The organism is Vibrio sp. SCSIO 43086 (genome assembly GCF_051132235.1).
In the GTDB taxonomy this organism is placed as follows: Bacteria; Pseudomonadota; Gammaproteobacteria; order Enterobacterales; family Vibrionaceae; genus Vibrio; species Vibrio diabolicus.
In genome coordinates, this window is sequence record NZ_CP072678.1 from 1163863 (window position 1) to 1189165 (window position 25303).

Here is a 25303-nt window from a genome sequence, read left to right on the forward strand (position 1 = left end):
GCCCCGAAGATGTGTCTTACGGGGCTTCTTTTTATTGTTAGCGAGCGGAGAGCTTGTCCACTAGCATTGCGATTCGTTTGCCAAGATACTCCGCCGTTGCAACATCAGAGGCATGCAACTGACCACCTTCACCACCTTGTGCAACAATACCACCTTGTACACCATAACGATTCAGGTTTTGCTCCCCAGAATTGCTGATCTTATCCAACCCGACCCACATCATGCCGTGTTGGTTAGCGAGCGTTTGTAGATATTGTAATGTGCAAGATTGGTCGCCATTCATTGCTCCACCACTGGTAAAGCCAGCCGCGATTTTGCCCGCCCATTTTTGGTAATACCAAGATTCACTGCTTGCATCTGCAAATGCTTTAAACTGCGCTGCTACACCGCCCATGTAGGTCGGTGAGCCAAAGATAATCGCATCACACTCAGCAAGCTCATCCATTAAGTGAGGGTTCACAAAACGTCCCTCAATAATCTCACTGCCTTCAATTCGGTGAGAGAGGATTTCACATTCACCTTGCTGCTTAATGCCTTGTTGTTCAACGCCTGCAGCAATCGTGCGAGCAAGTTGGCCAGTAACGTCGGTTTTAGAGAAATAAATAATCGCAATTTTGGACACTATGGTTCCTTTTGTATTGTTGATTTTGAATCGTGCGAATAAGGCTAAAACCTCAAGATAAGTTGAGGTCAAGAAGAGATTTGAGATAGATAAAGTACGAATTGGTATCTAAAGAGCTTTCTTATAGGATAAGTCGACGGCATAACTACAGTGAATGCAATGATGGCGAATGTCGTGTATAAAAGCGTTAAAGGAAGACCTTAAAGATGTAGAAAACTCTCTTGGAAACAATGATAAAGGTACCGATACTAGTGATGATTAATAGGCGGAAAAATAGATTAAAATATGTAAACTCAGACCTGATCCAAGGCGGGAAAAGTACATTTCATCGTTTCTTAAGGCGAGGGATTATTATCATTATGGTAGGAGGCCTTTCTACAGCCTTTTCCACGGCATTTGCACACTTTATAGGGGGGGTGTTTGATGTGGATATGAATGTTCATCCAGAGAGCTTAGAAGAAAAAGTGCATGCACTACTTTTTGTTTCGGTCAGTCTTGTTTTTTACCTCTTTTCTGCCCTTATCTCGCTAAATATTAGTGGGTGGCTCATAATGAAGCTAAAAATATAAGCTTAACTAAAACCATGTCCTTGTATTTTAAGGAAGATGGAACTAGTGACGATTTTTTCTTTGCTTGCACCATCTCTATTTTTTGTATTTATTTAAGGTTCGTAAAGAAGAAGCTTACTTTGGTTAAAGTGGCGCTTTTGGTTTCGGCGATGTGTCATGTGTTTATCATGAAAGAATACAGCGGTGACCTTTCAGTTTATACGTTTTGTCTCTTCACTGTTGTTCTCCATTAACTTTGGGTTATTTGTGACTACCAAGTGATATTAAAAAGCCGATGTATCTACATCGGCTTTTTAGTGGGTTATTTCTTTCTGCGAGTATAAATCCGAGATTTTGCTTTACTTGGCTCTGGCTTGTTTTTCGCCAGCTTTAGTACCGCTTTTTGCAAAATCTGGTTGTTTGGGTAAGTGATCAAGTTACCGTTATCGTGCTTAATTAACACGTGAAACATACTGATTTCTTGAATCTCGCCGCTGATGTCTTCGTCTTTGTCTACGACTTTAATGCGATCGCCCACTCGGTATGGGAAGACAAAAAAGATCAAAAAGCTGGCAGTGATGTTGCTCAGAATTGACCATTGCGCGATAAACGCTACACCCAATACGGCGAAAATGGACGATAGGAACAATGACACATCACCATAGCCAATACCGGTGATAATGGCAAAAACAGACGCGGTTAAAAATAAAAGCACGACGTTAAAACAACGCTGAATAAAACTCAGGCGGGCCTTTTTTACACCTTTTGAGGTCGCTAAGTTTAAAATGGCTCGATTGACGATTCTCTTCAGAATGCGATAAGCAATCAGGACAATAATGCCCATTAAGACTTTGTACCCGAGAGAGCCAGCGGTGAAATACTGGCTCACTTGATCTAGATGGATCCAATCATTCATTTCTTCAACTCGACGATATTAAGAAAACCGCTGTTATAGCTGATTTTCTGATGTAAGTAATCACAAATTTTCTCTCTCCATTTTTCGTCTCTCTACCTAGGAATTTCGCCCTAGAACCTACGGAGAGTTGTAGAGTTTTATCAATAGTGTGCAGAGCTTTGCTTCTGTTTGCGCTCACCGCATATATTCAACCACAGTTGATGCGGTTTTAAAGTGTTTAATATTTGAGCTGTATCTCATATCCGGTATTGTATGAGGATAGGAGCGTATAAACGTGCTGAATATGATTTTTGTCCTGATAACCTAAGACGTGTTGAGTGAAATGGCTTGCTAGGATATCTATCAAATGGAAGAAGATGAAAAGGCGATTATGATGTTGGTAGTGATTGTGGGGCTAGTGCTCGTTTGGATAGCGCTTGAAGAGCTTAACTATCTTGGATTCTCAATAAAATAAGCCCCGTTAAACATGAGTCAAACGGGGCCTTTCTCTTTTGTAAATGCTAATTTCGGTTAGCTAACCGCACGTACTTTGCCTTGCTTCAGGTCATTCAGCACTTGCGCTTTAGGACCGTCAGCAATGATGCTGCCTTTCTCCATCACAATTACTCGATCAACGATGTCGAGCATCGACGTTTTATGCGTAATCAGTATCAATGTTTCGCTCGGTTTGAGCTGAGATAGCTGGTGCTTAATATGCATTTCAGAGCGGTTATCCATCGCGCTGGTCGGTTCATCCATGAGTAGGACAGGAGGACGGCCCAAAAATGCACGAGCGATCGTGACGGCTTGACGTTGACCACCAGAAAGCATCGCACCACCTTCACCTACTTGACGTTCTAAACCAGCTGGATCCGATTGTGTAAATGCGGTCACGCCTGCACGGTTTGCTGCATCAAGCACGTCTCGGTCATCGGTTAGTGGACGACCCAAGGTAATATTGTCGCGAATCGAACCGAAGAATAGATTCGAATCTTGAGGCACACAGCCGATGTTACGTCGAACATCAACGTGATGAAGCTGTGCAATATCAGTATCATCGATACGTACGTGCCCCTCTGTTGGCTTATACAAGCCCATAATCAAGCGCTCTAACGTTGTCTTACCCGAACCAATCCGACCGATTATCGCGACTTTTTCACCAGGATTTATCGTGAGAGAAATGTTACGTATAGACGCGACAGGAGAGTCTGGGTAATGAAACGTTACGCGATCAATTTCAATCTTACCTTGGATTATTGGGCGATGGATGTAGCGTTTCCCTTCTTCTTGCTCATCCGGCATTTCCATGACTTGATTGATAATCGTCATAGAAGACTTCGCCTGGTTGTAGCGCGTTGAGAGCAAAGACAACTGAACCAAAGGCCCTATGGCGCGACCACTCAACATGGTTGCGGCAATTAAGCCACCCATGGTGAGTTCGCCTTCTGCAATCAGATAAACACCGAGAATGATCATCCCAACGTTACTACTTTGCTGTACGAAGCCAGCCGCGTTCTGGATGCTGTCGGTAATGCGGCGGCTTTTGATGTTCCAGTTCGCCATGTGCGCCACCGCTTCTTCCCAACGGTATTGGAATTGGCTTTGCGCGCTGAGCATTTTTACGGTTTCTAGCCCCGCTAGACTCTCAATTAAGTTGGCGTATTTTTGCGATGCTAAGCGTGACCCCTCCTCTATAGAGCGACGTAGCGGTCCTTGAATCAGTAGTGAATGAACAATCAAAATGACCACGCCGACCATTGGAACATACACAAGATCGCCAGCCATTAGCCATATAATCACCAAGAACAGAATGGCAAAAGGCAGGTCAATTAGGGCACTGACGGTTGCAGACGTGAAGAATTCTCGAATAGATTCAAACTCTTGAAGATGGCGAGCGAATGCGCCGACCGAAGGCGGCTTGGACTCCATTCGGATGCCCATCACTTTGCTGAACAGTTTGGAGGAAATCAGAATGTCAGACTTCTTTCCTGCGACATCAATAAAGTAGTTTCTCAACGATTTGAGTATGAAATCGAATAGAAAGACAACAAAGATGCCGCTTGCCAATACCCATAAGGTTTCAAACGCGAGATTTGGTACCACTTTGTCGTACACCAAACGAGTGAACAGCGGGGCGGCAACGGCAAAGAGGTTGATGAGAAGTGAGGCGATTAAAACATCGCGGTAGATACGTTTTGACTGCCACAAGGTTGACCAAAACCAGTGACCTTCGTTGGTTTTGAGCACCTCGGGAGAGCGCTCATCGAAACGGAATTGTTTTTTAACTAAAAAGTAGCGACCAGTGTACTGCTCAAGTAGGTCTTCTAATGGAATGGAGATTGGCACCATTCCACTTTCTAAGGTGGTGACTTCGGCTTCGCGTGTCTCCGTGTTAATGCTGTTGAGAACGCATGAGTCACCGCCTTTAAGAACTAAGATTGCCGGCAGAATCAGGCTGGAGATGTTCTCCAGCTCTGCACGGTTTTCCTTGGCAACCAATCCGGCCCTTTCCGCTGCTCTTGGTAGCAAAAATGGAGTTAGCTTGCCGTCTGAAAGCGGAAGGCCATTGACCAGCGCTTCTGGCGAGTTAGCTAACCCATAGTAACGGCTAACGTAGATGAGCGAATTCAGTAAAGGGTCTTTCATCTGTGGTAAACCTTTTTATTCCTTGTCGACGATGAATCCTTGGAATACCTCAACAAAATGCTCGGTGAGGAAGTCCAACTGGATTTGAGTTTCAATACGCGACGCGATAGTCGTAATGCCTAGGTTATGGGCAGTACGAGAAATCGACGTTAGCGTGAATTTCTGTTTTTCGTCGTGTAAGTTGTGTGTGAATAGGTAATCGAGCTTCACATAGTTAGGACGGAACTCTTGGATGTACTCCAATGATTGGAAGTTACGTCCATAGTTATCTACGCCAAACTCAGCCCCGGATTGGCGAATGGCATTACATAACAGCGCCGTGTGGTGAGGCTGATCAATAAAACACTCCTCTGGAATTTCAAAGTGTAGCTTAGAGGCCACTTTTGCGTGTTTTTCCAACATGCTGGTGGTCCAGCGAATGAACGATGGCTGAGACAAGCTACTTTGCGCAATATTGATCGCGACAGGATCGGTTAGCTCGCCACTTTCCAACATCTTAATCATCGACTCAATAACGTATTGGTCGAAAATATTGGTGGCGTCTAGCTGCTCTAGTGCGAATAAATATTGGTTGGCACGGAACGTTTCGCCCTCTTTTTCGATGCTTGAGAACACTTCGTTATGGAACACTTTACCCCAAGTGTTCTTCGCTGCTTGGAAGCGGAATTTAACCCAATCGCTATGAATCGCTTCTTCAACCAGCGCTTTCCACTGCTGTTTACCCATTAAGTTAGAAGGTGTGTCACTGCCGATAAAGCCGTAAGCTTTGTCTGGTTGAGCTTTGGCTTTCGAGAGCGCATTATCCACCATAGATAAGATTTCAGAGCGCGTTTTTTGGTCTTTACTATGCGCAACACCTAAGGCTGCTTTTGGTTTGGCTAGACCGGTTGGATCAGTGTTCAACCCGTTAACGCAGTTCACGATGCTGTCCGCCAAAATGCGTAGTTCGCTTTCATCCATGTGTGGGAAAAGCAGGCCAAACTCATCACTAGATAGGCGTGCAATGGTAGCTCCCGGCACATCAATGGTGTTTTTCAGACGTTGAGACAGTTCTTTTACGTGGGCATCGGCGCGTTGGTAGTCTTTTGTCTCGTAAATGTCACCAATGTATTCTGCATGGAGTAGCGCGATACCCCCTTGCGTTTGCTCTGCAAGCCATTGGTCTATTTGGTTGATGTAGAACGAGCGATTACCCAGTTTGGAGATAGGGTCGAGGTAAGCTTGAGCACGCAGTCGTTGTGCCTCTTTCGCTTGCTCTTTGAATGACAGCTCAATTTGAGCAGACATCATGTTAATGCCATCTACCACCGCGATCAGATCTTTCGTTCTTGGACGAGCAAGTGGTTCACCAAATTGGTTATTAGCGATTTCATGCATTTTCTTCACGATGGCCGCTAATGGTTTTAGTGAGCGACGGAGGATGTACGAAATCGCAATTAAACCAGCCAGGAAAATGACACTGAATGCAGATAACAAACCAATAAAGCCTTGCCAGAGCTGCTCGTAAGCTGCTCCTGGGTGGCTAATGATTTCCACTTCAGCAAGTTGCATCCAACCACTGGTTACTACGCGCTTATCGTGAATGGCTTTGAATAGATTCATGTCGATAAACCATTGTGGCACCGTACTTGGTTTTACCGGGTAAGTGCGCACGATTTGGTAGTCAGAATCTAAAGCGGTAAGGCGAACAACCGAGTAGGTGCTGCCGTCAAACAGAGCATTAATCACGGATTCTACCGCGACTTTATCTTTGTCTTTAAGGTAAGGAGCCAATGCCAAACCTACGGTGTTAATGGTGTTGTTGACCTCTGAACGTTGCTGTTGTTCCAAGCTGTCTCGAGTCGTGTTGAATTGGATTACGAATACTGATGCCAACAAGAGTATAAAGACCGTAACCATTCCCACTACAAGCTTCTTATATAGGGTCATGTTTCTCACTCGTCATAGTTAATTTTAGGTTTATTTAACTGCAACTTACGTTCGCGCGAGCGTAAGTCATTCCAAAGGCTCAACCGTGATGCTTTCCCTGCCAGCTCTCCAGTGCTAGCAGAAGACTTCATCAACCACAGGTTTGTACCATTAAAACTGTATATCGGTAGCAAGTCGCTACGTTTAGAGGCTCGGACAATATCAGGGTTGATATTGTCGAGAATGAGCGGCTCAGAGCTTGGGGTTGGGTAGTAAGCTAATACCATGTGAAACTGATTCAGTTCGATGGCTTTTACGTAGATCAAACGCATCTTAGAATCTGGTATTCCTAGCTCGAGTAACGAGAAGTACTTGGCGATGGTGAAATCCTCACAATCCCCTGCATTACTCCCTAAAAATTCGAGTGGCGTAGCCCAATAATCTGTCTTTCCCCACAGTTTTATGTCGTCAACAAAATACAGCTGGTTAAAAAAGTCGTTGACGCCAGCGAGCTGTTCATGTGTCTCTAATTGTTTAAATAAGTCGAGGTTTTTTCGCCATGTATTTACGCGCAATCCCGCACGTTCGCCGTACACCGCTGTGACCGTATTGACCCATTGTTGTTCTTTACTGCTTAACGCACCAATTTGGAACGAAAAACAACTTAAACTGATTAATAATGTAACTTTACGCTTCAAATTGGATCGCATATTCGACTCATATCACAAGTATACTCTTCTAAAGGGTTCGTCAGTGAGAAACAAGTGCTTTTTATTTAATCACTTATCGCTCAATACTCGCCGTTGTGAGTACCTTGGTGTGATTTACTCCTTCAAGGCGTTCGTTTTGGCACTTAAAATCGGTTTAAGTAGATATTCCAAAACGGTTCGCTTCCCTGTGATGATATCGACCGATGCCGTCATTCCTGGAATGATTGGTAAATCTGCATCTTGACCAAAATTCGTTTTATCGGTGCGGACACGAACGATGTAAAAGCTATTTCCTTCTTCATCTTGGGTTGTATCTGCGCTGATGTGCTCCAATTCACCCTCTAAGCCTCCGTACTTAGTGAAGTCGTAAGCCGTAAACTTCACGATGGCGTGTAGGTCTGGGCGCAAAAATGCAATGTCTTTTGGCGCAATTTTCGCTTCTACTAATAACGTATCTTCAGTTGGTACAATTTCGACGATATCCATGCCTGGCTGGATAACACCCCCAACGGTGTTGATGTTCAGCGTTTTGATTTTGCCTGTGACTGGCGAGTTCACAACGGTTCGATTGACTCTATCTTCTAAACCCACTGCTGATTCAACCAAAGCAGATAACTGGTCTTGGGCGCTGTTGAGTTTCTCTTGCTGTTCAGAACGGAATTTGAGCGCAACATCAATGCGATTAAGCATGGATTCTCGAATCGCTGACTTTAACACCGGGATTTTGAGCTCACTGGAAGTCATTTCGCGGCGGGTGTCGTTGACTTGGCGTTGTAACTTGAGTAATTCAATACGAGGCACAACACCTTCATCAGCCAACGGTTTGGTGATGTCTAATTCTTTCTTCGCATATTGATAGCTTTGACGTAAGTTCCTTACTCGCGCTTCAATCTCTACTAAGTCCTGCTGCTTTTGCTGAACTTGTTGGTCAATCACCGAAAGTTGGTTGCGTAAATTGTCTAAATCTTCGCGGTATTCTGCTTTCTGGCGCTGAGTGAGTTTCGGCTGAGTTTCTTCTAAAGTTGGTGGAAAGGTCAGTTTGCCATAATCGAGTACTACGCTTTGGCGCCAGTTTTCCGTTTCAAAATCACGATTCACGGCAACACTGTTGATTGAAGCTGAGAGTTGCAGAACAGACGCAGTTAGGTTAGCAACTTGTTGTTCACGCTCACGAAAATCAGAGCGAAAGCGAGTGTCATCGATAAGAAGCAACTGCTGACCTTTTTCAACCAACTGACCTTCTTTGACTAAAATTTCTTTGACTAAGCCACCTTCTAAGTTTTGGACAACTTGAATCTGTGAAGAGGGAATGACTTTTCCCTGACCAACAGTGACCTGGTCGATTTCGGCCCAAGATGCCCAGCCTATTGCAGCAATAAAAAACAACACCATCACCCAGAGCATCAAACGTGCGCTGTTGGGGGTGTTGAGGAGCAATGCTGCAGTTTTGTCGTCAACAAAATCCAACTCTTCATTGTTGAGTTTGTTGTAGTTATCTCGGCTCATCACAGTCCCTGCTTATATAAATGCTGATTATCTTTTTGATCTTATTATTATTAACCGATCATGTCAGTATGCTCGGCGAATAAAAATATGAGACGAAGACCATTCTCTCTCCGAATGAGCGTTTTCAATGCTTCTCTAGCAAAAGAAAAGTGGAGATACCGTCAGAGTATGGCTATTGCGCCTTGAACTTGGTTTTATCCAACTGATGTTTTTTTAGTTTGTCGTACAAGGTTTTGCGTGATACCTGTAATTCTAGTTGAACCTCTTTGAGTCTGCCTCGGTGTCTTTGTAGTGCATCGAATAATAAGCAATATTCAAAGTATTCTGTGCGCTGAGTCATACTCTGAATTTCGATACTTTTTTCACTGTTCCAATCTTCCATTCGGAAGGTATCTGGCTTGAGTGCGCGAAGTTCTGCAAATTGGCGCAGCTGCTTAATATTTTCTGGCCATTCTAAATCGGTCAGATGTTTGACTTCTTCTAAGCTAATGTGTGGCGGTTGAAGCTGATAACGGCTCGCTGCGTGGCGTACAAAGTGCTTATATAAAGGTCCAATGTCTTCTTTTCTTTCATCGAGTGTCGGCAAGTGAATTAGACTAGCCAGGGCTTTGATAGACGGATCAACTTGGGTTGTTGCACCAAAAACACGCTCAAGTTTCGGGTGGTTAAATAAGCATTGCCATTGTTCATATGACACATGCTCAGCACTATGTAAGTACAAGCTGCAATGGCTTTTTCCTTCAATCAAGCGATGTATGGCTTTATCGAGAGCTTCTAATGAAAGCTCATAGAGATCCTCACCAGAAGCGGCGATTAACTCGCTGTCTGGCGTTGCATGTATGTCGTGGGCAAATTGTGCGGCGAGCCGGCGACCTGTGCCATCTTGACCAACAAAAATGATCGGCTGGTTCGTTGGTGCGCTGATCAAAGCTCGACGAATGCTCACCATGGCTTTACTGTGACCAATCATTTTCGGACCAACATGAGTTTGCATGTCGAGCTCTTTTTTAAGCCAGATGTTTTCCTGCAATAGATTCAACTTATCACCAGCGTTATTGAGCGACTTCATAAGTTGTTCCGTTGAAAAAGGCTTTTCGAGAAAGTCGTACGCGCCGCTTTTCATCGCATCTACCGCGGTTTTGACATCACCGTGTCCTGTGAGCACGATAAATTGGAAGTGATCGTTTTTGCTTCGCAACGTTCGCATGAACTCCAATCCATCCATCACGGGCATATGGATATCGGTGATGATGATCGCTGGCGTATTTGGGTCGATAACGCGCAAGGCTTCCACGGCGTTTGGTAAGCAGGTGACGTCTATCCCTTCAATAAGCAGTGCTTGAGCGACGGCATCACGAATATGTGGTTCATCATCAACAAAGAAAACGGGATTATTCATGGTTGTTTTCCACTTCTGGGTTGCGTTGGTTTTGGATAGCGATTGGCAGCGTCACGATAAAGGTCATGCCTCCTGCTTGTTGTTCCGTGTTCTGATGTTTATAAGCACTGAGTGAACCGTGATAGCTTTCTAAAATGCGTTTGGAGATGGTCAAACCTAATCCTAAGCCCTCTGGCTTAGTCGTAAAAAATGGGTCAAAGACTTTTGCTAAGGCTTCGTCCGACATGCCGGGCCCGTTGTCGGAAACAAGAATGTCACAGCTGTCATCATGACACTGAACGGCAATAGATATTTGCGGATCAATGCAGTAGTTTTCCATCGCTTGTGCAGCATTATGGAAGAGATTGATCAGAACTTGCTCTAACTCAACGCTGTGAATTGCTAGCTTCACATTATAATCGATAGCTGGGACTTTTAATGTCACCCCTTGTTTAATGAGTTTGTTGCTCAAAATGCTGGTGGCAGTATGCACTGCGTCGTGCAGTACCGCGATTTCATTGTGTGAATCGTGCGTGGCTTTCCGAGTGAAGACTTTTAAGCGTGCGATCACTTCCGAAATAGTGTCATTGAGTGTCAGCATTTTGCCCAAATTGTCGGCGACCATTGGGTATTTTTCCATTGCCAACAAACGCTGTGAGTTTTCGGTATAGGTTCTTAGTGCGGAAAGTGGTTGATTTATCTCATGATTAATACTGGCAGACAGCTCACCCAACAATGCCAATTTCGCGGCTTGCGTCAGTTCTTGTTGTGTTTGTTTAAGCTCTTGTTGGCTTTGTTCATATTGGCGGATGGTCTGGTGTAGCTTTTGGTTGGCTTCACTCAGCACTAGTGTCCGTTGCACTACTTTTTCTTCTAGGCTCACATTAAGGTCGGCTAGGCGTGCCTTGTTCACTAGTGTTTGGAACCACGCTAACGCAATCAGCGCAATGAGCGCATATAGAATCAGGAAGACGATATCAGCCTGTAAAACGGCGGCAAGGACGGTGTTGTGGTTTATCAAGGCAACGACGCGAAATCCTTTATCCAATACATGTGTCGCGTATGCGAGGTAATTGGGTGAGAGGAGCAATTGATTATCAGCAAACTCGGTGACGCCACTTTGCGCGGTAAGCTCACCAAAATACTCTGGTAAGGTATCGCCATACTGACGCGTTTCGGTAAGCTCGTTTATCGCACTCGGTGACAGCGGGAAAAGTGCACGATAGCGCCAGTTAGGCAAATTGCTCATAAACACGACATTGTGTTTATCCGTGATGAGTACGTCCGTCGTGGTTTGCGAAAGACGCTGTTCTAACTGCTCCAAATTCACTTTTACCGTGATCACGCCAACGACCTCATCATTTACCCAAAGCGGAGATGAGAAGAAGTACCCACGTTTATTTGAACGAACGCCTAACCCGACATATTGAGCAGGTTCACCGCGTCGCGCATTTTTAAAATAGGGACGATAGCTAAAGCTGGAACCAACAAACGTATCCTCTTGCTGAAAGTTACTTGAGGCAATGACCAACCCTGTGCGGTCATGAACGTAAATCGTATCGGCCAAACTTTGTTTCAACCAATCTGCTAACAATAGGTTGAGCTCGTGAGAGGGCGCTCCGCGTTCTACTGCTTTGAGTAATCTCGGATCGTGACTTAATAGGTTTGGTATCTGTTCAAACTTTGCCAGCTCGTAGTCGACTTCTTGCGACACTTGCGCTGCTTGTCTCTCTAGCTTTTGTTGCCACTGATCATGTTGGTATTGAGTTGCGTAATGATGAGTAAGCGCAAGCCCTGAAATGCCAACGGCACACAGTAGCAATAGAAAATGGCGTAGGGCTTTAGGGTTGAGTAAGTTCACGATCAGCTCACTGGTTTTTTGTGTCATGGTATCAAATGACACACTGTGATGCTGTGAGCGGCAACGATAACAGGCACAATGATGTCCTTGTATTTCCTCAGTATCGGGAGCACAATCGACAAAAACGAGTGAAGGAGTAAAGATGGAACTTGCTGATATTCGTCGTGAGTACACCAAAGGTGGGCTACGTCGTAAAGATTTGAAAGCTGATCCTATTGATCAATTTAATCTGTGGCTAGAGCAAGCAGTTGAAGCGGGTTTAACGGATCCGACTGCGATGACAGTTGCAACGGTTGATGAAAATGGCATGCCGTTTCAACGCATTGTTCTATTAAAAAACGTCGACAAAAATGGCTTTGTATTTTACACCAACCTAGGCAGTCGCAAGGCCCAGCAGCTTGAGCATAACAGCAATATTAGTTTGCACTTCCCTTGGCATCCGTTAGAGCGCCAGGTTCATATTACTGGTGTGGCGGAAAAGCTCACCGCAGTAGAAAATATGAAATACTTTACTTCTCGTCCAAAAGAGAGCCAATTAGCCGCAATCGCGAGCAAGCAAAGTAGCCGTATTTCTGCTCGAGGCGTATTAGAAGGTAAGTTTTTAGAGCTAAAACAGAAATTTGCTAAGGGTGAAATACCGGTTCCAACCTTCTGGGGTGGCTTTCGCGTAAAACCACAGAGTATTGAGTTTTGGCAGGGTGGTGAACATCGTCTTCATGATCGCTTTCTTTTCTCCCAACATGATGGAAGTTGGGACATTGACCGTCTTGCGCCATAAACTCTCGTGCCTCATGAATAAACAAACACCGCCCACTTGGGCGGTGTTTTTGTAGGTGGAAAGTGGCGCGAATTATCGCTCTCCATTCAACACTACCGATAATTGATGCTTAAGCAGAGTTTTGGGTACAACAGAGCCGTAGCCAGCTTCCATTGCTTTATCTATTAGTTCGTTCTTGCTGTTCGCTGCAAACTTATTACGTAAGCGTGCGACGTGACCTTCAACGGTTTTTGTTGATATACCCATGACCTGAGAGATGAATTGTGGCTTCTTGCCGTAGAGCAAGAGGAAAAGCGTTTCTTGCTCGCGACATGTGAGCTTCTCTGGTTTTGGCTGTAAGTCAGAGAAACGAAAGATGGATTGCTGATTAGGGTTGGTGCTGATTGCACGACAAACCCAATACCCGACTTCAATCACGGCGGTGTCGGTGAGTTCTCTTCCGTAGAAAATGGTCCCTACGATGTTACCATTGTCATCTCGCCACGGTGTTTTAGTAAAGATATGGGCTCGCCATCGGCCATCTGGATAAGGGTGGATATCAAGAATTTTGAGTGACTCACCAGTTTCGATAACGTGTTTATCTTGGCGTTGAAATTCTTGTGCACATTCAGTGGTTGGGCTCGCCATCTCAAAATCAGTTTTACCGACGCACTCCTCGGGCGACGTGTGTCCCAACAGTTCTGCGTATTCCTGGTTTACGTAGCGGAATACCGAATCTTTATCTTTGCATCCCCAACAACCTGGTAGCTGTTTAAGGAGGGATTGTTCTATGGTATCGACTGAAATATTCACAAAAGGACTCACTACATACTGCTTTTACCAATACAGAGACGTCCGTGTTGCGTTGTTAATATTGACATTGCCAAGTAGGCAGTCATGTTGCTAGAACACGTTCGTTGATTGGCGCTCAATCCAATTAAGTTCATGGTGTTCGATATTTTCGTCACACAGTGATAAACAACAACGAAATTGAACGAAGAATTTAATTGGGAAAATGGTCTGTTTCATTACAGATATGTGCGCTCACGGATGTCCGCCTGATGTTCGGCTTACAACTCGTATCGTCCTTGATCATGCTTCCTACAACTCAGTTGTAATTTAGTTGGCGTTCATATCACTCATCGAGAGGGAGAACGGCGCCTAAGTCATATGAGAGGGACAGTGAGACGAAAGCTATAATATCAGCTTATGCCATTGTTTTCATTGTTGAGAAGCGAAAAAAAAGCCAGCCTGAAGACGGGCTGGCAACACAAGATATAATCTTGTCGACGTGTAGAAGAGGTTCTAAATTACCTAGCGAGGGTCTGCTAAGTAAGTTAGAGGTATCAATGAGATACCGAGAGCTTTAGATCGTATGCATCTTAAAGCTCGAGGACTAATGTATTGAATCAGAAGCATATTAGTAAGGGGGGAAATCCCTCTATGTTGATTTCAAGATGTGGCTTTGATCTGTTTATGAGGCGATTTATCTATTTTGAACCGCAGTGTTCTACCAAATAACGGATTGTTCGGTAACAAGGATCTTTATATCTATTGGTTATGTATACGTAAGGTGCTTCTATCTATCCGTTTTTGTTAATAAAATTGGTTGCTCATTGACCGTAAGTTAACCTCGCATGATCATCGTTCCGGAACTATGATCATGTAAACGAACTTGATCATGCTGTTTTGATCTTGTGCGATTGAGTTGGGGAAAAGTTGCAACCCAACAAGGAAGGTATATGATGCCAAGACGTAAGCTGACCGTGTAAAGACGACTGTTTAAAATGAGTGATTCAGATAACCCCAAAGCCCCGCCATATCAAGAGATTATGCTGCCTAAGCCAGCAGAACTGATCACACTTCCGTCTTATATGGACTGCCATGATCATTCTTACACACAGATCGTGATTGGTTTAAAAGGACAAGCCGAATTTGAAGTGCGTGGACGAGGTAATCTTGTCGGTCCTGGCCAAGGTTGTGTGGTAACCGCATGCTCTGATCATGCTTTCGGTGGCGTCATTAATCAATCGGATATTTTGGTGCTGAATATGCCAAAACCGACAAATGATGATCCTGAAATGCTGCAGAAAATCAATAATCTAGAAAGAGATCATGTCTACTTTCAGTTAGACGGTCAAATTCAGAAGCTGATACAGATGTTGGTTCAGGAAATGCGAAACCATCCGGACGACCTGCTGTTAAGTCGCGCGTGCAACGACACCGTGATTGCATTAATGCAGCGCCATATCTCGGCATTTGAGACTAGCCGAAAAGAGTCACGCTTTGATTTGGAGGCGATTGATCGCTACATCGAGCAGCACCTTAGCCATAAGATCAGTGTGGCTCAGTTAGCGGGACGAGTGTTTCTTGGGGAAAGTCAGTTCCATTGCTTGTTTAAGGAGCAGATGGGGATTACACCTCATCAATATGTTCTCGGAAAGCGTATCGACATGGCTCGTGAATTAATCGAGCAAGGCCACCTTTCTTTAGGGCAAATTGCCGAATTCACTGGTTTCTCAAGCCAGAGTACGTTTACTCATACTTTTACTCGCTTACAGGGAATATCGCCATCCCGCTATAAAAAACAAGTTGGATAACAACGCGTATTTTTAGGTCAAATTAGCAGCAATCAGAACAAAACCATGCAATATGCATGGTTTTTTTGTGTTTTATTCACGTGACCTATCTCTCGTTTTGTTAAATTCTCTGTCCTTTGGTGTGACTGATATGCCACTTGATCCTACATTTTCTCTTAGAACGGACGCTTCACAAAAATCTTATTGATATTCTTGATATTTTGTTGTGATTGCAATGAAAAAATTAAAATTTACAACACAAAATATTACCTATTTGAATGTGACTATGTGGATGTTTTGTTATAAAAGCGAGTTTTTGGCAAAAATGTCGTAGTTTTTGACAAGTATTCTTATCGGCCTCAAAATACACTGCCAGCCATTGATAATCCTCGAAGCGGTTTTCGAGGAGTGAGATTGAGGAACACACATGTTTACAGCTACGAACGTGTTGACACCGGAATTTATCGGGCAGCCGCTTGATAAGTTGTGGTCACTGATCTCGCCATTGTATATGGTGGACGAGTCTCAATGGCTAGAGCAACTATTGCCACTAGCGACGCCGACAGAGGATGAAAAATCGGCGATCACTACCCAAACTACCCAACTTATCGAAGCCATTCGTGCCGATAAGAAGTCAATCCAGATGATTGATGCTCTATTGTTGGAATACAGCTTAGATACTCAAGAAGGTATCTTGCTGATGTGTCTTGCAGAAGCATTAATGCGCATCCCAGATGCCGCGACAGCAGATTCTTTGATTAAAGATAAGTTGAGCGTCGCAGACTGGAAATCTCACCTGAAAAACTCTGACTCTGTGTTTGTTAACGCATCAACATGGGGACTTATGCTAACAGGTAAAGTGGTTGGTCTTGGTGAGCAAGGCACCCAGAGCCCAGGTCAGGCTGTAAACCGTCTGGTAAATAAATTCTCTGAGCCTGTGATTCGTAAAGCCATGTATCAGGCAATGAAGATCATGGGTCATCAGTTTGTTCGTGGCCGTACGATCGAAGAAGCGCAAAAGAATGGTCGCCCAATGCGCGACAAAGGTTTCACCTACTCATTTGATATGTTAGGTGAGGCGGCGTTAACTACAGCGGACGCGAACAAGTACTTCAAAGATTACCTAATGGCGATCGAAGCGGTAGGTCGAGAAACTTACGGCAATGACACCAGTCCTGCGCCTTCGATTTCCATCAAGCTTTCTGCATTACACCCGCGCTACGAAGTCGCAAATGAAGAACGTGTAATGACAGAGTTGTATGACTCACTAATGCAGCTATTGAAACGTGCAATTGAAGTCGACGTTGCAATCACAATCGATGCAGAAGAAGCGGATCGCCTTGAGCTTTCTCTGAAGCTATTTGAGAAAGTGTACCGTAGCGATCTTGTGAAAGGTTGGGGCAAGTTTGGTTTGGTTATTCAAGCCTACTCAAAACGTGCTCTACCAGTCTTGGTGTGGCTAAACGCACTCGCAAAAGAGCAGGGTGACCTTATTCCGCTGCGTTTGGTTAAAGGCGCGTACTGGGACAGCGAAATCAAGTGGTCTCAACAAGCGGGTTACGCTAATTACCCGGTATACACTCGCAAAGAAGCGACGGACGTTGCGTACCTAGCTTGTGCTCGTTTCCTACTTAGCGAAGGTGTTCGCGGTAATATCTACCCGCAATTTGCAAGCCACAATGCCCACACGGTGACGGCAATCGCCGTTATGGCTGAGCACAAAGAGTACGAGTTCCAGCGTCTACATGGTATGGGTGACTCACTGTATAACCATGTTATGGAAATGTATGGTCAGCCAGTACGTATTTACGCTCCTGTCGGTAGCCATGCTGATCTTCTTCCGTACTTGGTTCGTCGTCTGCTTGAAAATGGCGCGAACAGCTCTTTTGTACATCGATTGGTTGATGCGCGTTGTCCGATTTACGAGTTGACTCATCACCCTGTTGATGTGTTGACGGGTTTTGACACGCTACACAACGACAAGATCCCATTACCTGCCGACATCTTCCCTGAGCGTAAGAACTCATACGGCGTCAACATTGATATCGACAGTGAGGCGAAGCCATTTGAAGCGCAAGTAGAAAGCTTCATGGACAATCAGTGGGTTGCAGGCCCGATGATCAATGGTGAGCGTTTTGCCGAAAGCATGATCAAGGAAAATGCGGCTGAGATCATCACCGCACCGTACGATCGCCGAATTGAAGTCGGCAAGGTGGCATTTGCAACACTTGATCATGTTTCCGCTGCAATTGATGCGGCGCAAACTGCTTTCTCTGATTGGAAAGGTGTTCCTGTTGAGCAAAAAGCGGCTTGTTTAGAAAAGCTTGCTGACTTAATGGAAGAAAATCTGGCTGAGCTGGTGGCGATTTGTCACAAAGAAGCGGGCAAGACGATTCACGATAGTATTGATGAAGTTCGTGAAGCAGTGGATTTCTGTCGTTATTACGCGAAACAAGCGCAAAACCTACAGCAATTTGAGCTAGAGGGTTTCGATGGTGTGAAACGCATTTCTAGCCGTGAAGGTCTTGGTGTGTTTGTGTGTATCAGCCCTTGGAACTTCCCGCTGGCTATCTTCCTTGGTCAGGTAACGGCAGCACTGATTGCAAGTAACACTGTGGTTGCAAAACCTGCTGAGCAAACAAGCTTAATCGCCGCTCGCGCTATTGAATTAATGCTTGATGCGGGTTTCCCAGCTGGTGTGATTCAGTTACTTACTGGTCGCGGCGCTGAGATTGGTCATGCACTGACTTCTCATGATGCCATTGCTGGTGTGGCATTCACTGGTTCAACGGCAACTGCGCAACGCATTAACGTCACGCTCGCAGAGCGCAGCGCGAAACCGGTTCCGTTTATTGCGGAAACAGGTGGTCAAAACGCGATGATCGTGGACAGTACTGCATTGCCAGAGCAGGTGGTGCGTGATGTGATTCGTTCGGCGTTTGCATCTGCCGGCCAGCGTTGTTCTGCCCTTCGTGTTCTATTTGTACAAGAAGATGTAGCAGACCGTATGATCAACCTGATTCAAGGTGCGATGAATGAGCTGCATGTTGGTTTACCTTACCTACACAAAACGGATGTTGGTCCGGTTATCGACAGCAATGCAAAACAAAAACTCCTTGCTCACCTTGAGCAAATGAGCAAAACACAGACTAAAGTCGCTCAGCTACAGCTGGATGAATCGTGCCAGCATGGTGACTTTGTCTCACCAAGTGCGTTTGAAATCTCGGGCATCGATGTGCTGAAAGAAGAACAATTTGGTCCAATCTTGCACATTGTTCGCTTTAAAGCGTCTGAATTACCGAACGTGGTTGCGCAGATCAATAAGACAGGTTTTGGCTTGACGATGGGTATCCATAGCCGTAACGAAACCACGTACCGTTGGATTGAGAAACACGCTCGAGTGGGTAACTGCTACATCAACCGAGACCAAGTTGGTGCTGTGGTTGGCGTACAGCCGTTTGGTGGTCAAGGCTTGTCGGGTACTGGTCCGAAAGCTGGTGGTCCACACTACCTATTCCGCTTTACTCAACATCTTCTTGCTCAAGCAGAAAACGCATAAGGAGTCGCATTATGGTTCATCAGATCACCTATTTTAAAGATGCATTCTCTGCGTGGGAGCAGTGGAATCTGACTGATTTTGATTACAAATGCGAGCATGTTCTGGCATTTAAATCTGCATTAGAAGGGCAGCAGTCTACCGTTGCCAAAGTGGTTTCTTACCACTTGCAACAAGCATCAACTCTTCTTGCAGAAACTCACCAGTTAGTTGGCCCTACAGGGGAAACTAACGAACTGTATGCCGCAGGACGCGGTGTGGCTTTGGTGATTTGTGAAAACAACATCGAGCCTGCTGATAATGCGTTATACAGTGCTTTTGCAATGATCACCTGTGCCTTAATTGCAGGCAACAGCGTGGTCGTTTGCAGTGACAATGCAGAGCTAAACCAACTGGTTAAGCAAGCTGTAGCGTTGGCAAACTTCCCATCTAACTTAGTCCAGGTTGTTGCGTACGATGCGTCTGCCCCGTTGCTTGAGAGCGATGTACGTAGTGTGGGTTATGTTGGGCGTTCACAGGTTGAGCATGCGCTCAATCTTCAACTAGCTAAGCGTGACGGTGCAATCGTCGGCTTAGTTTCTGAAACGGATTTAGAGTCACCGAAATTGGCTCATGATCCTCATCTCTCGTTGCGCTTCATTACCGAGCGCACTCGAACGATAAATATTACCGCGGTGGGTGGTAACGCGACTCTACTCGAGTTGGGGAACGAAACTCACTAACCTGACTTGTGATACCAATCTGGAGTAACTGGACTGAGAGCCGGTCCAGATTGGTTTCTTATACTCTGATGTATTGCTGAGACGGTAAAATATCAGGGCAGGCAAGGAAGGAAATAATTATAACGAGGACTATCTAATGATAGAAAATAGCTTTGCTATCACGTCCACTTTTGTGGCGTATTTACTGATTATGGTTGCTATTGGCGTTTACGCGTATAAGAGGACTTCCAATTCATCTGATTACTTCCTAGGTGGCCGTAGCCTAGGTCCGTGGCCTGCTGCATTATCTGCAGGTGCTTCAGACATGAGTGGTTGGTTGCTGCTAGGCTTGCCTGGCTATGCGTACGCTGCGGGTATCGAGGCCTTCTGGTTAGCCGGCGGTCTACTTCTTGGTACATGGGCAAACTGGCTCATCAGTGCAAAACGCCTACGTACCTACAGTATCCAAACTGACGCGTTAACGTTGCCAGAGTTCCTGTCACGTCGCTTCAACGATAAGTCGAAACTGATCCAGACAATCTCTGCGTTTTTCATTCTTCTATTTTTCCTTTTCTACACCAGCTCAGGTTTGGTCGCAGGGGGCAAACTGTTTGAGACGGTATTCGGTCTAGATTACACCTACGCTGTTATCATCGGTACGGTGTGTGTGGTTTCTTACACACTATTCGGTGGTTTCCTTGCGGTATCTTGGACTGACTTAGTGCAAGGCTTGCTAATGGCGGCTGCGCTAATGATTGTTCCTGTTGCAGTAATGGACGGTGGTCTAGGTCAGCTAACTTCTGATCTGCATGACATCAACCCAGAACTTGCAACGCTATGGAATGACGCCAAAGGCGAACCACTGTCTGCGATTGCTATCATCTCTTTAGCGGCATGGGGTCTTGGTTACTTTGGTCAGCCACACATCCTAGCGCGTTTTAAAGCGTCTCGTTCAAACAAAGATCTAACGACTGCACGTCGTATCGCTGTGATTTGGACTGCACTATCTATGGTTGGTGCAATGCTTGTTGGTCTTGTCGGTCTGGTTTGGGTTACGGGTCATCCGGGCACTCAACTAGAAGATGGCGAGAAGATCTTCATGTTATTGGTTAACGCAGTATTCCACCCTGTCGTTGCGGGTATGTTGTTAGCAGCAATCCTAGCGGCGGTAATGAGTACAGCAGACTCACAGCTTCTTGTTTCATCTTCAGCGCTTGCAGAAGATTTCTACAAGCAAGTATTCAAGCCAGAAGCCTCTTCTGAAGAAATCGTAATGATTGGCCGTATCGGCGTTATCGTGATTTCGCTTGTTGCGCTATTCCTAGCAATGACACCAGATAGTTCAGTACTTGGTCTTGTTTCTTACGCTTGGGCTGGCTTCGGTGCTGCATTTGGTCCTGCGGTTGTACTTAGCCTTTACTGGAGCGGTATGAACCGTAACGGCGCACTAGCAGGTATCCTTGTTGGTGGTATCACTATCGTAGTTTGGAAGCAGCTAACTGGCGGTTGGTTTGATGTGTACGAAATCGTACCGGGCATCATCTTCTCTACGCTTGCTATCGTTGTTATCAGCAAAGCGACAGGCGGTGCAGCGCAAGACGTATTAGACCAACATCAATCGTACGAGAAGAAACTAGTTGAACTAGACTAATTACTTCCTTTTACGAACACAAAGCCCGCTTATACAGCGGGCTTTGTTTTATCTGAACTTAATAAACGTTAATGGTGATTGCTTGAGGCCAGATTTTCACGTCGCTTTATTCGTTGTGAGTGTGTTAGTCACGACGAACTTTGGCGTAAATGACGGTGTTACTCAGCTCGCCAGAAGGCGCACGCCGAGCATTGCGTAGCTCACCTTCAAACTCATACCCACAGCGCTCAGCAACCGCACGACTTTTACGGTTGTTCGCATCGGCTAAAATCGCGATTCTTTTCGCGTCCAACGCTTCGAATGCATAGTTTTCAATCGCCGCTACCGCCTCAGAGATATAACCGTAGCCTACCGCGCGATCATCAAGCCAATAGCCAATCTCAAATGCCGGTATCTCTTGATCATGGATCATTAACCCAATGGCGCCGAGTAAACGATCGCTTTCCTTGTCGATTAGGTAGTAGCGCAACTCTTCTTCGAAGTTTTCAAAGTTTGCGATGGCTTTCTCTGTCCCTGCAATCATCGCTTCTAAAGTGAGCACGTGAGGTACCCATGGCAGGTAAACTTCAAGCGTTTTTTGGCTACGAACAACGGCCTGATGTGCTTCTTCTGCACGTTCCAAGCAAGCTGGGATGAGCTTTAAACGTTTGGTTTCCATGTCGAATCTCCTAGGCTTTTATACTCCAATCGTTTCGTAATGCAGGATTCAGAGCGTTATCACTAAAAATCATTTAAACAGAAACACTTAGAGACATCTAGCCTTCGCAACAACATTATTCACTTGGTTTGTAAGGGAGAAGCTGAGAGAATTGAGGCGTTATAAACATAAAATGGTTTAATATGAAACTTCTAGTAAGAAACTTAGCTCGTGAGACGACAGAGCAAGACATCCGTACTCTGTTCTCAAACTACGGCAAAGTTGAGCTTTGCACCGTCGTGCTTGATCAAGAAACGGGTTTATCAAAAGGGTTTGGTTTTGTGATCATGCCGGATGAAGCCGAAGCCGTTGCGGCGTTGGAGGCACTAAACCTGTCTTCAGTACACAAGAGCAAGATTCGTGTGAAAGTCGCACAAGACTAGTATTTTTGCCTTTCAAGGTGAAAGATAAAACCAGCTGAGAGGCTGGTTTTTTAGTGCCTTAATTTTGAGAGGTTGCTACGGTTACTTGAGGCGAAAATATTTGCTGGTATACGCAGACTTCTCGTTCTTTTCCCTGCATTTTGATGATGTGATTGTCGATATACGTCATGCCCAACTTTTGAATGACTGATTGGGATTGTCTGTTTTCGACCAAATGCATCGCTTTTAGGCCCGATAACTCAAAATGTGGTCTGGCAAATTGAATTAAAGCCATTGACGCTTCTTGAGCAAACCCATTACCCCAATAATCGACGCCAAGCCAATACCCTAATGTGCCGACTCCCTCGGAGATGTTTAGCAGACTAACAGCACCAATTAACGCTTCGTCTTGACGCAGGGTAATGGCATATATGACCCCACTACGTTGGTGATATAGGCCAACATGGCTCTTAATCCAAACTTGTGCCATCGGCTCTTCATAGGGATGAGGAATATTTGCCGTCATATCTGCAATGCTCTTGTCTCCTGCGAGTCGTGCGACTTTTTCGCTGTCTGTCGGATGAAATGGGCGAAGAATAAGCCTTTGTGTCGTGAGTGTTGGTTGAAGCGTCATCGTGCGTCCTTGAGATGCGTCAGTATCGTGGAAATTGCAGATTCACACTGTAAATCAGGCATGTTTAAACAACCAAGTAATGCCTGAATAGGAAATGTGAGTGAAAGCCATATTTAAAACGCCATAGAACTGTTCATTGCAGATTGAAATAGCGAGTAGCAACAATTGCTTATGTGTGATGTGTCGTATTATTACACACATAAGTGCGTTCGTTCATAATAATGGTACAAAAGTTGAGGTCTGACCAATGTCTCAATTTTTTGATACTTTCGTCCAATTTTTTGAAGATAGGACACAAAAAATTAAAGGGGCTTTTTTATTGTGGAATTATTTTGAACAAAATATGTCAATTGTCAGTAGTACTGAAAAACAGGGAGAAGAGAAATGCCGGATATATATTGCGCAGCTTGTAGAAAATCAACGCAACATAAAGTGATCATGAAGCGTTGCGAGCCACAGCCCGTTGATTCGTTGACAGGTAAAGTGGTGAGTTTTACACAGCTGATGGCGAAATTTGTATCAGGTGAACACTACTACGAGATGGAACCACAATACTACTGCCGATGCTGTAATCATCGTGCAATTGGAGAAGTGATTCCTCATCCTACCAGGCATACGTCGGCAGCTCTCTAATTCAGAGCGATAGCTATGATTAATAGCTAAACAGGGCGGCTTGTCCCGCACGCCAGATCTATAAAGGCGTATCACACGCTTTCAAATTTGCGACTCTACGGGAGCCGCTAGATTACTTTTGTTCTTCATACTCGGTTATGGAGAGAGCGGCAGTAATCGCAGCCCTTTCCTTCCTTAGTTATTTTCTAATTATTCTCTGCTGAATTTCACATGCTGTGCATTTGATGGTTTGCAATTGTTTAAGCAACGATTAATGTGATGCTTCCTGAGTGGTTACAAGGATGTGGTTAATGAGTTACCAATTGGACCGGATTGATTTACACATTTTGAGAGTGCTTCATTCAAGAGGCAGAATTCCAGTTGTTGAACTCGCAAAGCAGATCAACTTAACGACCTCGCCATGTTCTGACCGCGTGAAGCGGCTAGAAAAAGAGGGGTATATCAATGGCTACCATGCGGAGCTGAATGCGGAAAAATTAGGGTTGGATGTGCAAGTATTCATCCATATTCGCTTAGACCAAACCAGTTTTTCCATTTTTGAAAAGTTTGCGAAAGCCGTCGAATTGATGCCGGAAATTGAAGAGTGTTATTCGCTCTCTGGGGACTTCGATACCATGATAAAGGTTCGTGTTAAGAGTATGAAAGCGTATCAGGAGTTTATGTCGAGTAAGTTAGGCACGCTTCCGGGCGTAATCCAGACTCGCAGTGAAGTGGTAATTGAAGAACATAAAACAGGATTTGGCGTGAACCCGGAGCTCCTTGGTTAGGCGAGGCATGCGTTGAGCCCGTTATTTAGCGTGGCTTGGCATATTACTTTTTCAAGATCAAAAAAGGAGCCGAAGCTCCTTTTTGATAAATCGGTGAGCGACTATGCGCCGATAAAGGTGCTGATAACACCAATCAAACCACCAAATACGCCACCCCAAACGACTAGCCAGCCAAGGTGTTCTTTAATCATTTTTTGCACCATTTCTTTGACCAGTGCGGGTGTTAACTCGCTCAAGCGCTGATCAATGATGCCTTCAATGTTTTGCTTTATCTCATCCATCATAGCAGGAGATTCGAACTGCTCTTTCAGTGCTTCTTTGATGTTATCGCTCTTGCTCAACTCAATAATGGATTCTTGCATCTTTTCGACGAAAGGCTGCCGCATAGGTTGTAATGCCTCCGCGCCGCCAAACATCGCTAGCATGCCGCCAAATTGAGAGCCTTCGATCACTTCTACCAAAGAGTCAAACGCTGGGTTTAAATCCACTTTCTCAATCACAGGTTGAAGATCGATGTTTACACCGCCCGCCATTTCTTTGTTCAAGAATCGATCGATGTTCGCTTCGGTAAAGAACTGCTCCATCATCAAGTTTTTGATAGCCAGTTTAAACTCTTCAAATCGCGCGGGGATCACGCCAGAACCGTATAATCCAGGCACTTTTTCAAACAGCATGTGGATGGCAAGCCAGTTAGTGATGGCGCCTGAGAACGCAAACAGCCCCGCATACCAAAGGTAGTCGTTTTGTAATTGATGACCTCCAGCCATCAAAGCGATAGCGAGGACATTCGTTAGCAAACTTTTGTTCATAGTGACCAGTTATATGTGAATATCGGAATAAATAAGTGGGCCTGATTCTATACCTAAGTCACATTGAGATGCTAGGTTTTGCC

21 protein-coding genes are annotated in these 25303 nt (G+C 45.0%); 9 read left to right on the top strand and 12 right to left on the bottom strand.

The features are described from left to right. Positions 1 to 37: 37 nt before the first annotated feature. Positions 38 to 622, bottom strand: coding sequence for a flavodoxin family protein (locus J8Z23_RS21455; RefSeq protein ID WP_006740891.1), 585 nt, complete (start codon positions 620 to 622; stop codon positions 38 to 40). Between the two features lie 230 nt (positions 623 to 852). Here J8Z23_RS21455 and J8Z23_RS21460 point away from each other — a divergent pair, with 230 nt between their 5' ends. After that, a complete protein-coding gene (locus J8Z23_RS21460; RefSeq protein ID WP_025627651.1) occupies positions 853 to 1191 on the top strand; it encodes a hypothetical protein in 339 nt (112 codons plus the stop codon). A gap of 301 nt (positions 1192 to 1492) precedes the next feature. Here J8Z23_RS21460 and J8Z23_RS21465 read toward each other — a convergent pair whose 3' ends face one another. The 7 genes from J8Z23_RS21465 to J8Z23_RS21495 all read right to left on the bottom strand — a co-directional run bounded on the left by J8Z23_RS21465 (position 1493) and on the right by J8Z23_RS21495 (position 12101). Next, on the bottom strand, positions 1493 to 2086 hold the full coding sequence (locus J8Z23_RS21465) for a mechanosensitive ion channel family protein (protein ID WP_012842403.1): 594 nt from the start codon (positions 2084 to 2086) through the stop codon (positions 1493 to 1495). 510 nt (positions 2087 to 2596) lie between these two features. Beyond that, the gene (locus tag J8Z23_RS21470) at positions 2597 to 4711 is read right to left on the bottom strand and encodes a type I secretion system permease/ATPase (RefSeq protein WP_256953214.1); all 2115 of its coding nucleotides are present in this window, start codon (positions 4709 to 4711) and stop codon (positions 2597 to 2599) included. Between the two features lie 15 nt (positions 4712 to 4726). Further along, complete coding sequence (locus J8Z23_RS21475; RefSeq protein ID WP_031780239.1) at positions 4727 to 6640, bottom strand: bifunctional diguanylate cyclase/phosphodiesterase; 1914 nt, start codon at positions 6638 to 6640, stop codon at positions 4727 to 4729. A gap of 5 nt (positions 6641 to 6645) precedes the next feature. Next, positions 6646 to 7329 carry a transglutaminase-like cysteine peptidase gene (locus tag J8Z23_RS21480; protein ID WP_005392134.1) on the bottom strand — a complete coding sequence of 228 codons (684 nt, stop codon included), beginning with the start codon at positions 7327 to 7329 and terminating at the stop codon, positions 6646 to 6648. 114 nt (positions 7330 to 7443) lie between these two features. Next, a complete protein-coding gene (locus J8Z23_RS21485) occupies positions 7444 to 8835 on the bottom strand; it encodes an HlyD family type I secretion periplasmic adaptor subunit (RefSeq protein ID WP_005392136.1) in 1392 nt (463 codons plus the stop codon). A 172-nt stretch (positions 8836 to 9007) separates the two neighbouring features. After that, a complete protein-coding gene (locus J8Z23_RS21490; protein WP_150917357.1) occupies positions 9008 to 10234 on the bottom strand; it encodes a sigma-54-dependent transcriptional regulator in 1227 nt (408 codons plus the stop codon). After that, positions 10227 to 12101, bottom strand: a complete 1875-nt coding sequence (locus J8Z23_RS21495) for a sensor histidine kinase (RefSeq protein WP_434635841.1) — start codon at positions 12099 to 12101, stop codon at positions 10227 to 10229. The genes J8Z23_RS21490 and J8Z23_RS21495 overlap by 8 nt, the downstream gene beginning before the upstream one ends. A gap of 115 nt (positions 12102 to 12216) precedes the next feature. On the opposite strand from J8Z23_RS21495, the gene pdxH reads away from it, so the two are divergent. Beyond that, positions 12217 to 12852: a pyridoxamine 5'-phosphate oxidase gene (gene pdxH, locus J8Z23_RS21500; protein ID WP_005392142.1), complete on the top strand. Its 636-nt coding sequence runs from the start codon at positions 12217 to 12219 to the stop codon at positions 12850 to 12852. A 72-nt stretch (positions 12853 to 12924) separates the two neighbouring features. Here pdxH and J8Z23_RS21505 read toward each other — a convergent pair whose 3' ends face one another. Beyond that, positions 12925 to 13644: a helix-turn-helix transcriptional regulator gene (locus tag J8Z23_RS21505; RefSeq protein ID WP_005392144.1), complete on the bottom strand. Its 720-nt coding sequence runs from the start codon at positions 13642 to 13644 to the stop codon at positions 12925 to 12927. A 974-nt stretch (positions 13645 to 14618) separates the two neighbouring features. Here J8Z23_RS21505 and J8Z23_RS21510 point away from each other — a divergent pair. From J8Z23_RS21510 to putP, 4 genes are all read left to right on the top strand, one after another. Further along, complete coding sequence (locus J8Z23_RS21510) at positions 14619 to 15431, top strand: AraC family transcriptional regulator (protein ID WP_006740882.1); 813 nt, start codon at positions 14619 to 14621, stop codon at positions 15429 to 15431. Positions 15432 to 15837: 406 nt separating this feature from the next. Next, positions 15838 to 18969 carry a bifunctional proline dehydrogenase/L-glutamate gamma-semialdehyde dehydrogenase PutA gene (gene putA / locus J8Z23_RS21515; RefSeq protein ID WP_434635365.1) on the top strand — a complete coding sequence of 1044 codons (3132 nt, stop codon included), beginning with the start codon at positions 15838 to 15840 and terminating at the stop codon, positions 18967 to 18969. 11 nt (positions 18970 to 18980) lie between these two features. Continuing rightward, positions 18981 to 19688, top strand: a complete 708-nt coding sequence (locus tag J8Z23_RS21520; RefSeq protein WP_006740880.1) for a 1-pyrroline-5-carboxylate dehydrogenase — start codon at positions 18981 to 18983, stop codon at positions 19686 to 19688. A gap of 136 nt (positions 19689 to 19824) precedes the next feature. Then, a complete protein-coding gene (putP, locus tag J8Z23_RS21525) occupies positions 19825 to 21318 on the top strand; it encodes a sodium/proline symporter PutP (protein WP_005392162.1) in 1494 nt (497 codons plus the stop codon). Between the two features lie 124 nt (positions 21319 to 21442). Here the strand turns inward: putP and J8Z23_RS21530 are convergent, their stop codons facing one another. Next, on the bottom strand, positions 21443 to 21976 hold the full coding sequence (locus tag J8Z23_RS21530; RefSeq protein WP_006740879.1) for a GNAT family N-acetyltransferase: 534 nt from the start codon (positions 21974 to 21976) through the stop codon (positions 21443 to 21445). 182 nt (positions 21977 to 22158) lie between these two features. Here J8Z23_RS21530 and J8Z23_RS21535 point away from each other — a divergent pair, with 182 nt between their 5' ends. Continuing rightward, on the top strand, positions 22159 to 22398 hold the full coding sequence (locus J8Z23_RS21535) for an RNA recognition motif domain-containing protein (RefSeq protein ID WP_005392166.1): 240 nt from the start codon (positions 22159 to 22161) through the stop codon (positions 22396 to 22398). A 58-nt stretch (positions 22399 to 22456) separates the two neighbouring features. On the opposite strand, the gene J8Z23_RS21540 is transcribed toward J8Z23_RS21535, so the two are convergent. Further along, complete coding sequence (locus J8Z23_RS21540; protein WP_395206950.1) at positions 22457 to 23011, bottom strand: GNAT family N-acetyltransferase; 555 nt, start codon at positions 23009 to 23011, stop codon at positions 22457 to 22459. Positions 23012 to 23395: 384 nt separating this feature from the next. On the opposite strand from J8Z23_RS21540, the gene J8Z23_RS21545 reads away from it, so the two are divergent. Both J8Z23_RS21545 and J8Z23_RS21550 read left to right on the top strand, forming a co-directional pair. Then, positions 23396 to 23644, top strand: a complete 249-nt coding sequence (locus tag J8Z23_RS21545; protein WP_012842405.1) for a hypothetical protein — start codon at positions 23396 to 23398, stop codon at positions 23642 to 23644. A 290-nt stretch (positions 23645 to 23934) separates the two neighbouring features. Beyond that, entirely contained in the window at positions 23935 to 24411 is a 477-nt protein-coding gene (locus J8Z23_RS21550; RefSeq protein ID WP_006740877.1) for an Lrp/AsnC family transcriptional regulator, read from the top strand. A gap of 101 nt (positions 24412 to 24512) precedes the next feature. On the opposite strand, the gene J8Z23_RS21555 is transcribed toward J8Z23_RS21550, so the two are convergent. Continuing rightward, a complete protein-coding gene (locus tag J8Z23_RS21555; RefSeq protein WP_005392172.1) occupies positions 24513 to 25220 on the bottom strand; it encodes a DUF445 domain-containing protein in 708 nt (235 codons plus the stop codon). Positions 25221 to 25303 lie beyond the last annotated feature (83 nt).

Coding starts and splice junctions, on each gene's coding strand:
- J8Z23_RS21460 (WP_025627651.1), top strand. CDS start 853: ATGATAAAGGTACCGATACTAGTGATGATTAATAGGCGGAAAAATAGA.
- J8Z23_RS21465 (WP_012842403.1), bottom strand. CDS start 2,086: ATGAATGATTGGATCCATCTAGATCAAGTGAGCCAGTATTTCACCGCT.
- J8Z23_RS21470 (WP_256953214.1), bottom strand. CDS start 4,711: ATGAAAGACCCTTTACTGAATTCGCTCATCTACGTTAGCCGTTACTAT.
- J8Z23_RS21475 (WP_031780239.1), bottom strand. CDS start 6,640: ATGACCCTATATAAGAAGCTTGTAGTGGGAATGGTTACGGTCTTTATA.
- J8Z23_RS21480 (WP_005392134.1), bottom strand. CDS start 7,329: ATGCGATCCAATTTGAAGCGTAAAGTTACATTATTAATCAGTTTAAGT.
- J8Z23_RS21485 (WP_005392136.1), bottom strand. CDS start 8,835: ATGAGCCGAGATAACTACAACAAACTCAACAATGAAGAGTTGGATTTT.
- J8Z23_RS21490 (WP_150917357.1), bottom strand. CDS start 10,234: ATGAATAATCCCGTTTTCTTTGTTGATGATGAACCACATATTCGTGAT.
- J8Z23_RS21495 (WP_434635841.1), bottom strand. CDS start 12,101: ATGACACAAAAAACCAGTGAGCTGATCGTGAACTTACTCAACCCTAAA.
- pdxH (WP_005392142.1), top strand. CDS start 12,217: ATGGAACTTGCTGATATTCGTCGTGAGTACACCAAAGGTGGGCTACGT.
- J8Z23_RS21510 (WP_006740882.1), top strand. CDS start 14,619: ATGAGTGATTCAGATAACCCCAAAGCCCCGCCATATCAAGAGATTATG.
- putA (WP_434635365.1), top strand. CDS start 15,838: ATGTTTACAGCTACGAACGTGTTGACACCGGAATTTATCGGGCAGCCG.
- J8Z23_RS21520 (WP_006740880.1), top strand. CDS start 18,981: ATGGTTCATCAGATCACCTATTTTAAAGATGCATTCTCTGCGTGGGAG.
- putP (WP_005392162.1), top strand. CDS start 19,825: ATGATAGAAAATAGCTTTGCTATCACGTCCACTTTTGTGGCGTATTTA.
- J8Z23_RS21530 (WP_006740879.1), bottom strand. CDS start 21,976: ATGGAAACCAAACGTTTAAAGCTCATCCCAGCTTGCTTGGAACGTGCA.
- J8Z23_RS21535 (WP_005392166.1), top strand. CDS start 22,159: ATGAAACTTCTAGTAAGAAACTTAGCTCGTGAGACGACAGAGCAAGAC.
- J8Z23_RS21540 (WP_395206950.1), bottom strand. CDS start 23,011: ATGACGCTTCAACCAACACTCACGACACAAAGGCTTATTCTTCGCCCA.
- J8Z23_RS21545 (WP_012842405.1), top strand. CDS start 23,396: ATGCCGGATATATATTGCGCAGCTTGTAGAAAATCAACGCAACATAAA.
- J8Z23_RS21550 (WP_006740877.1), top strand. CDS start 23,935: ATGAGTTACCAATTGGACCGGATTGATTTACACATTTTGAGAGTGCTT.
- J8Z23_RS21555 (WP_005392172.1), bottom strand. CDS start 25,220: ATGAACAAAAGTTTGCTAACGAATGTCCTCGCTATCGCTTTGATGGCT.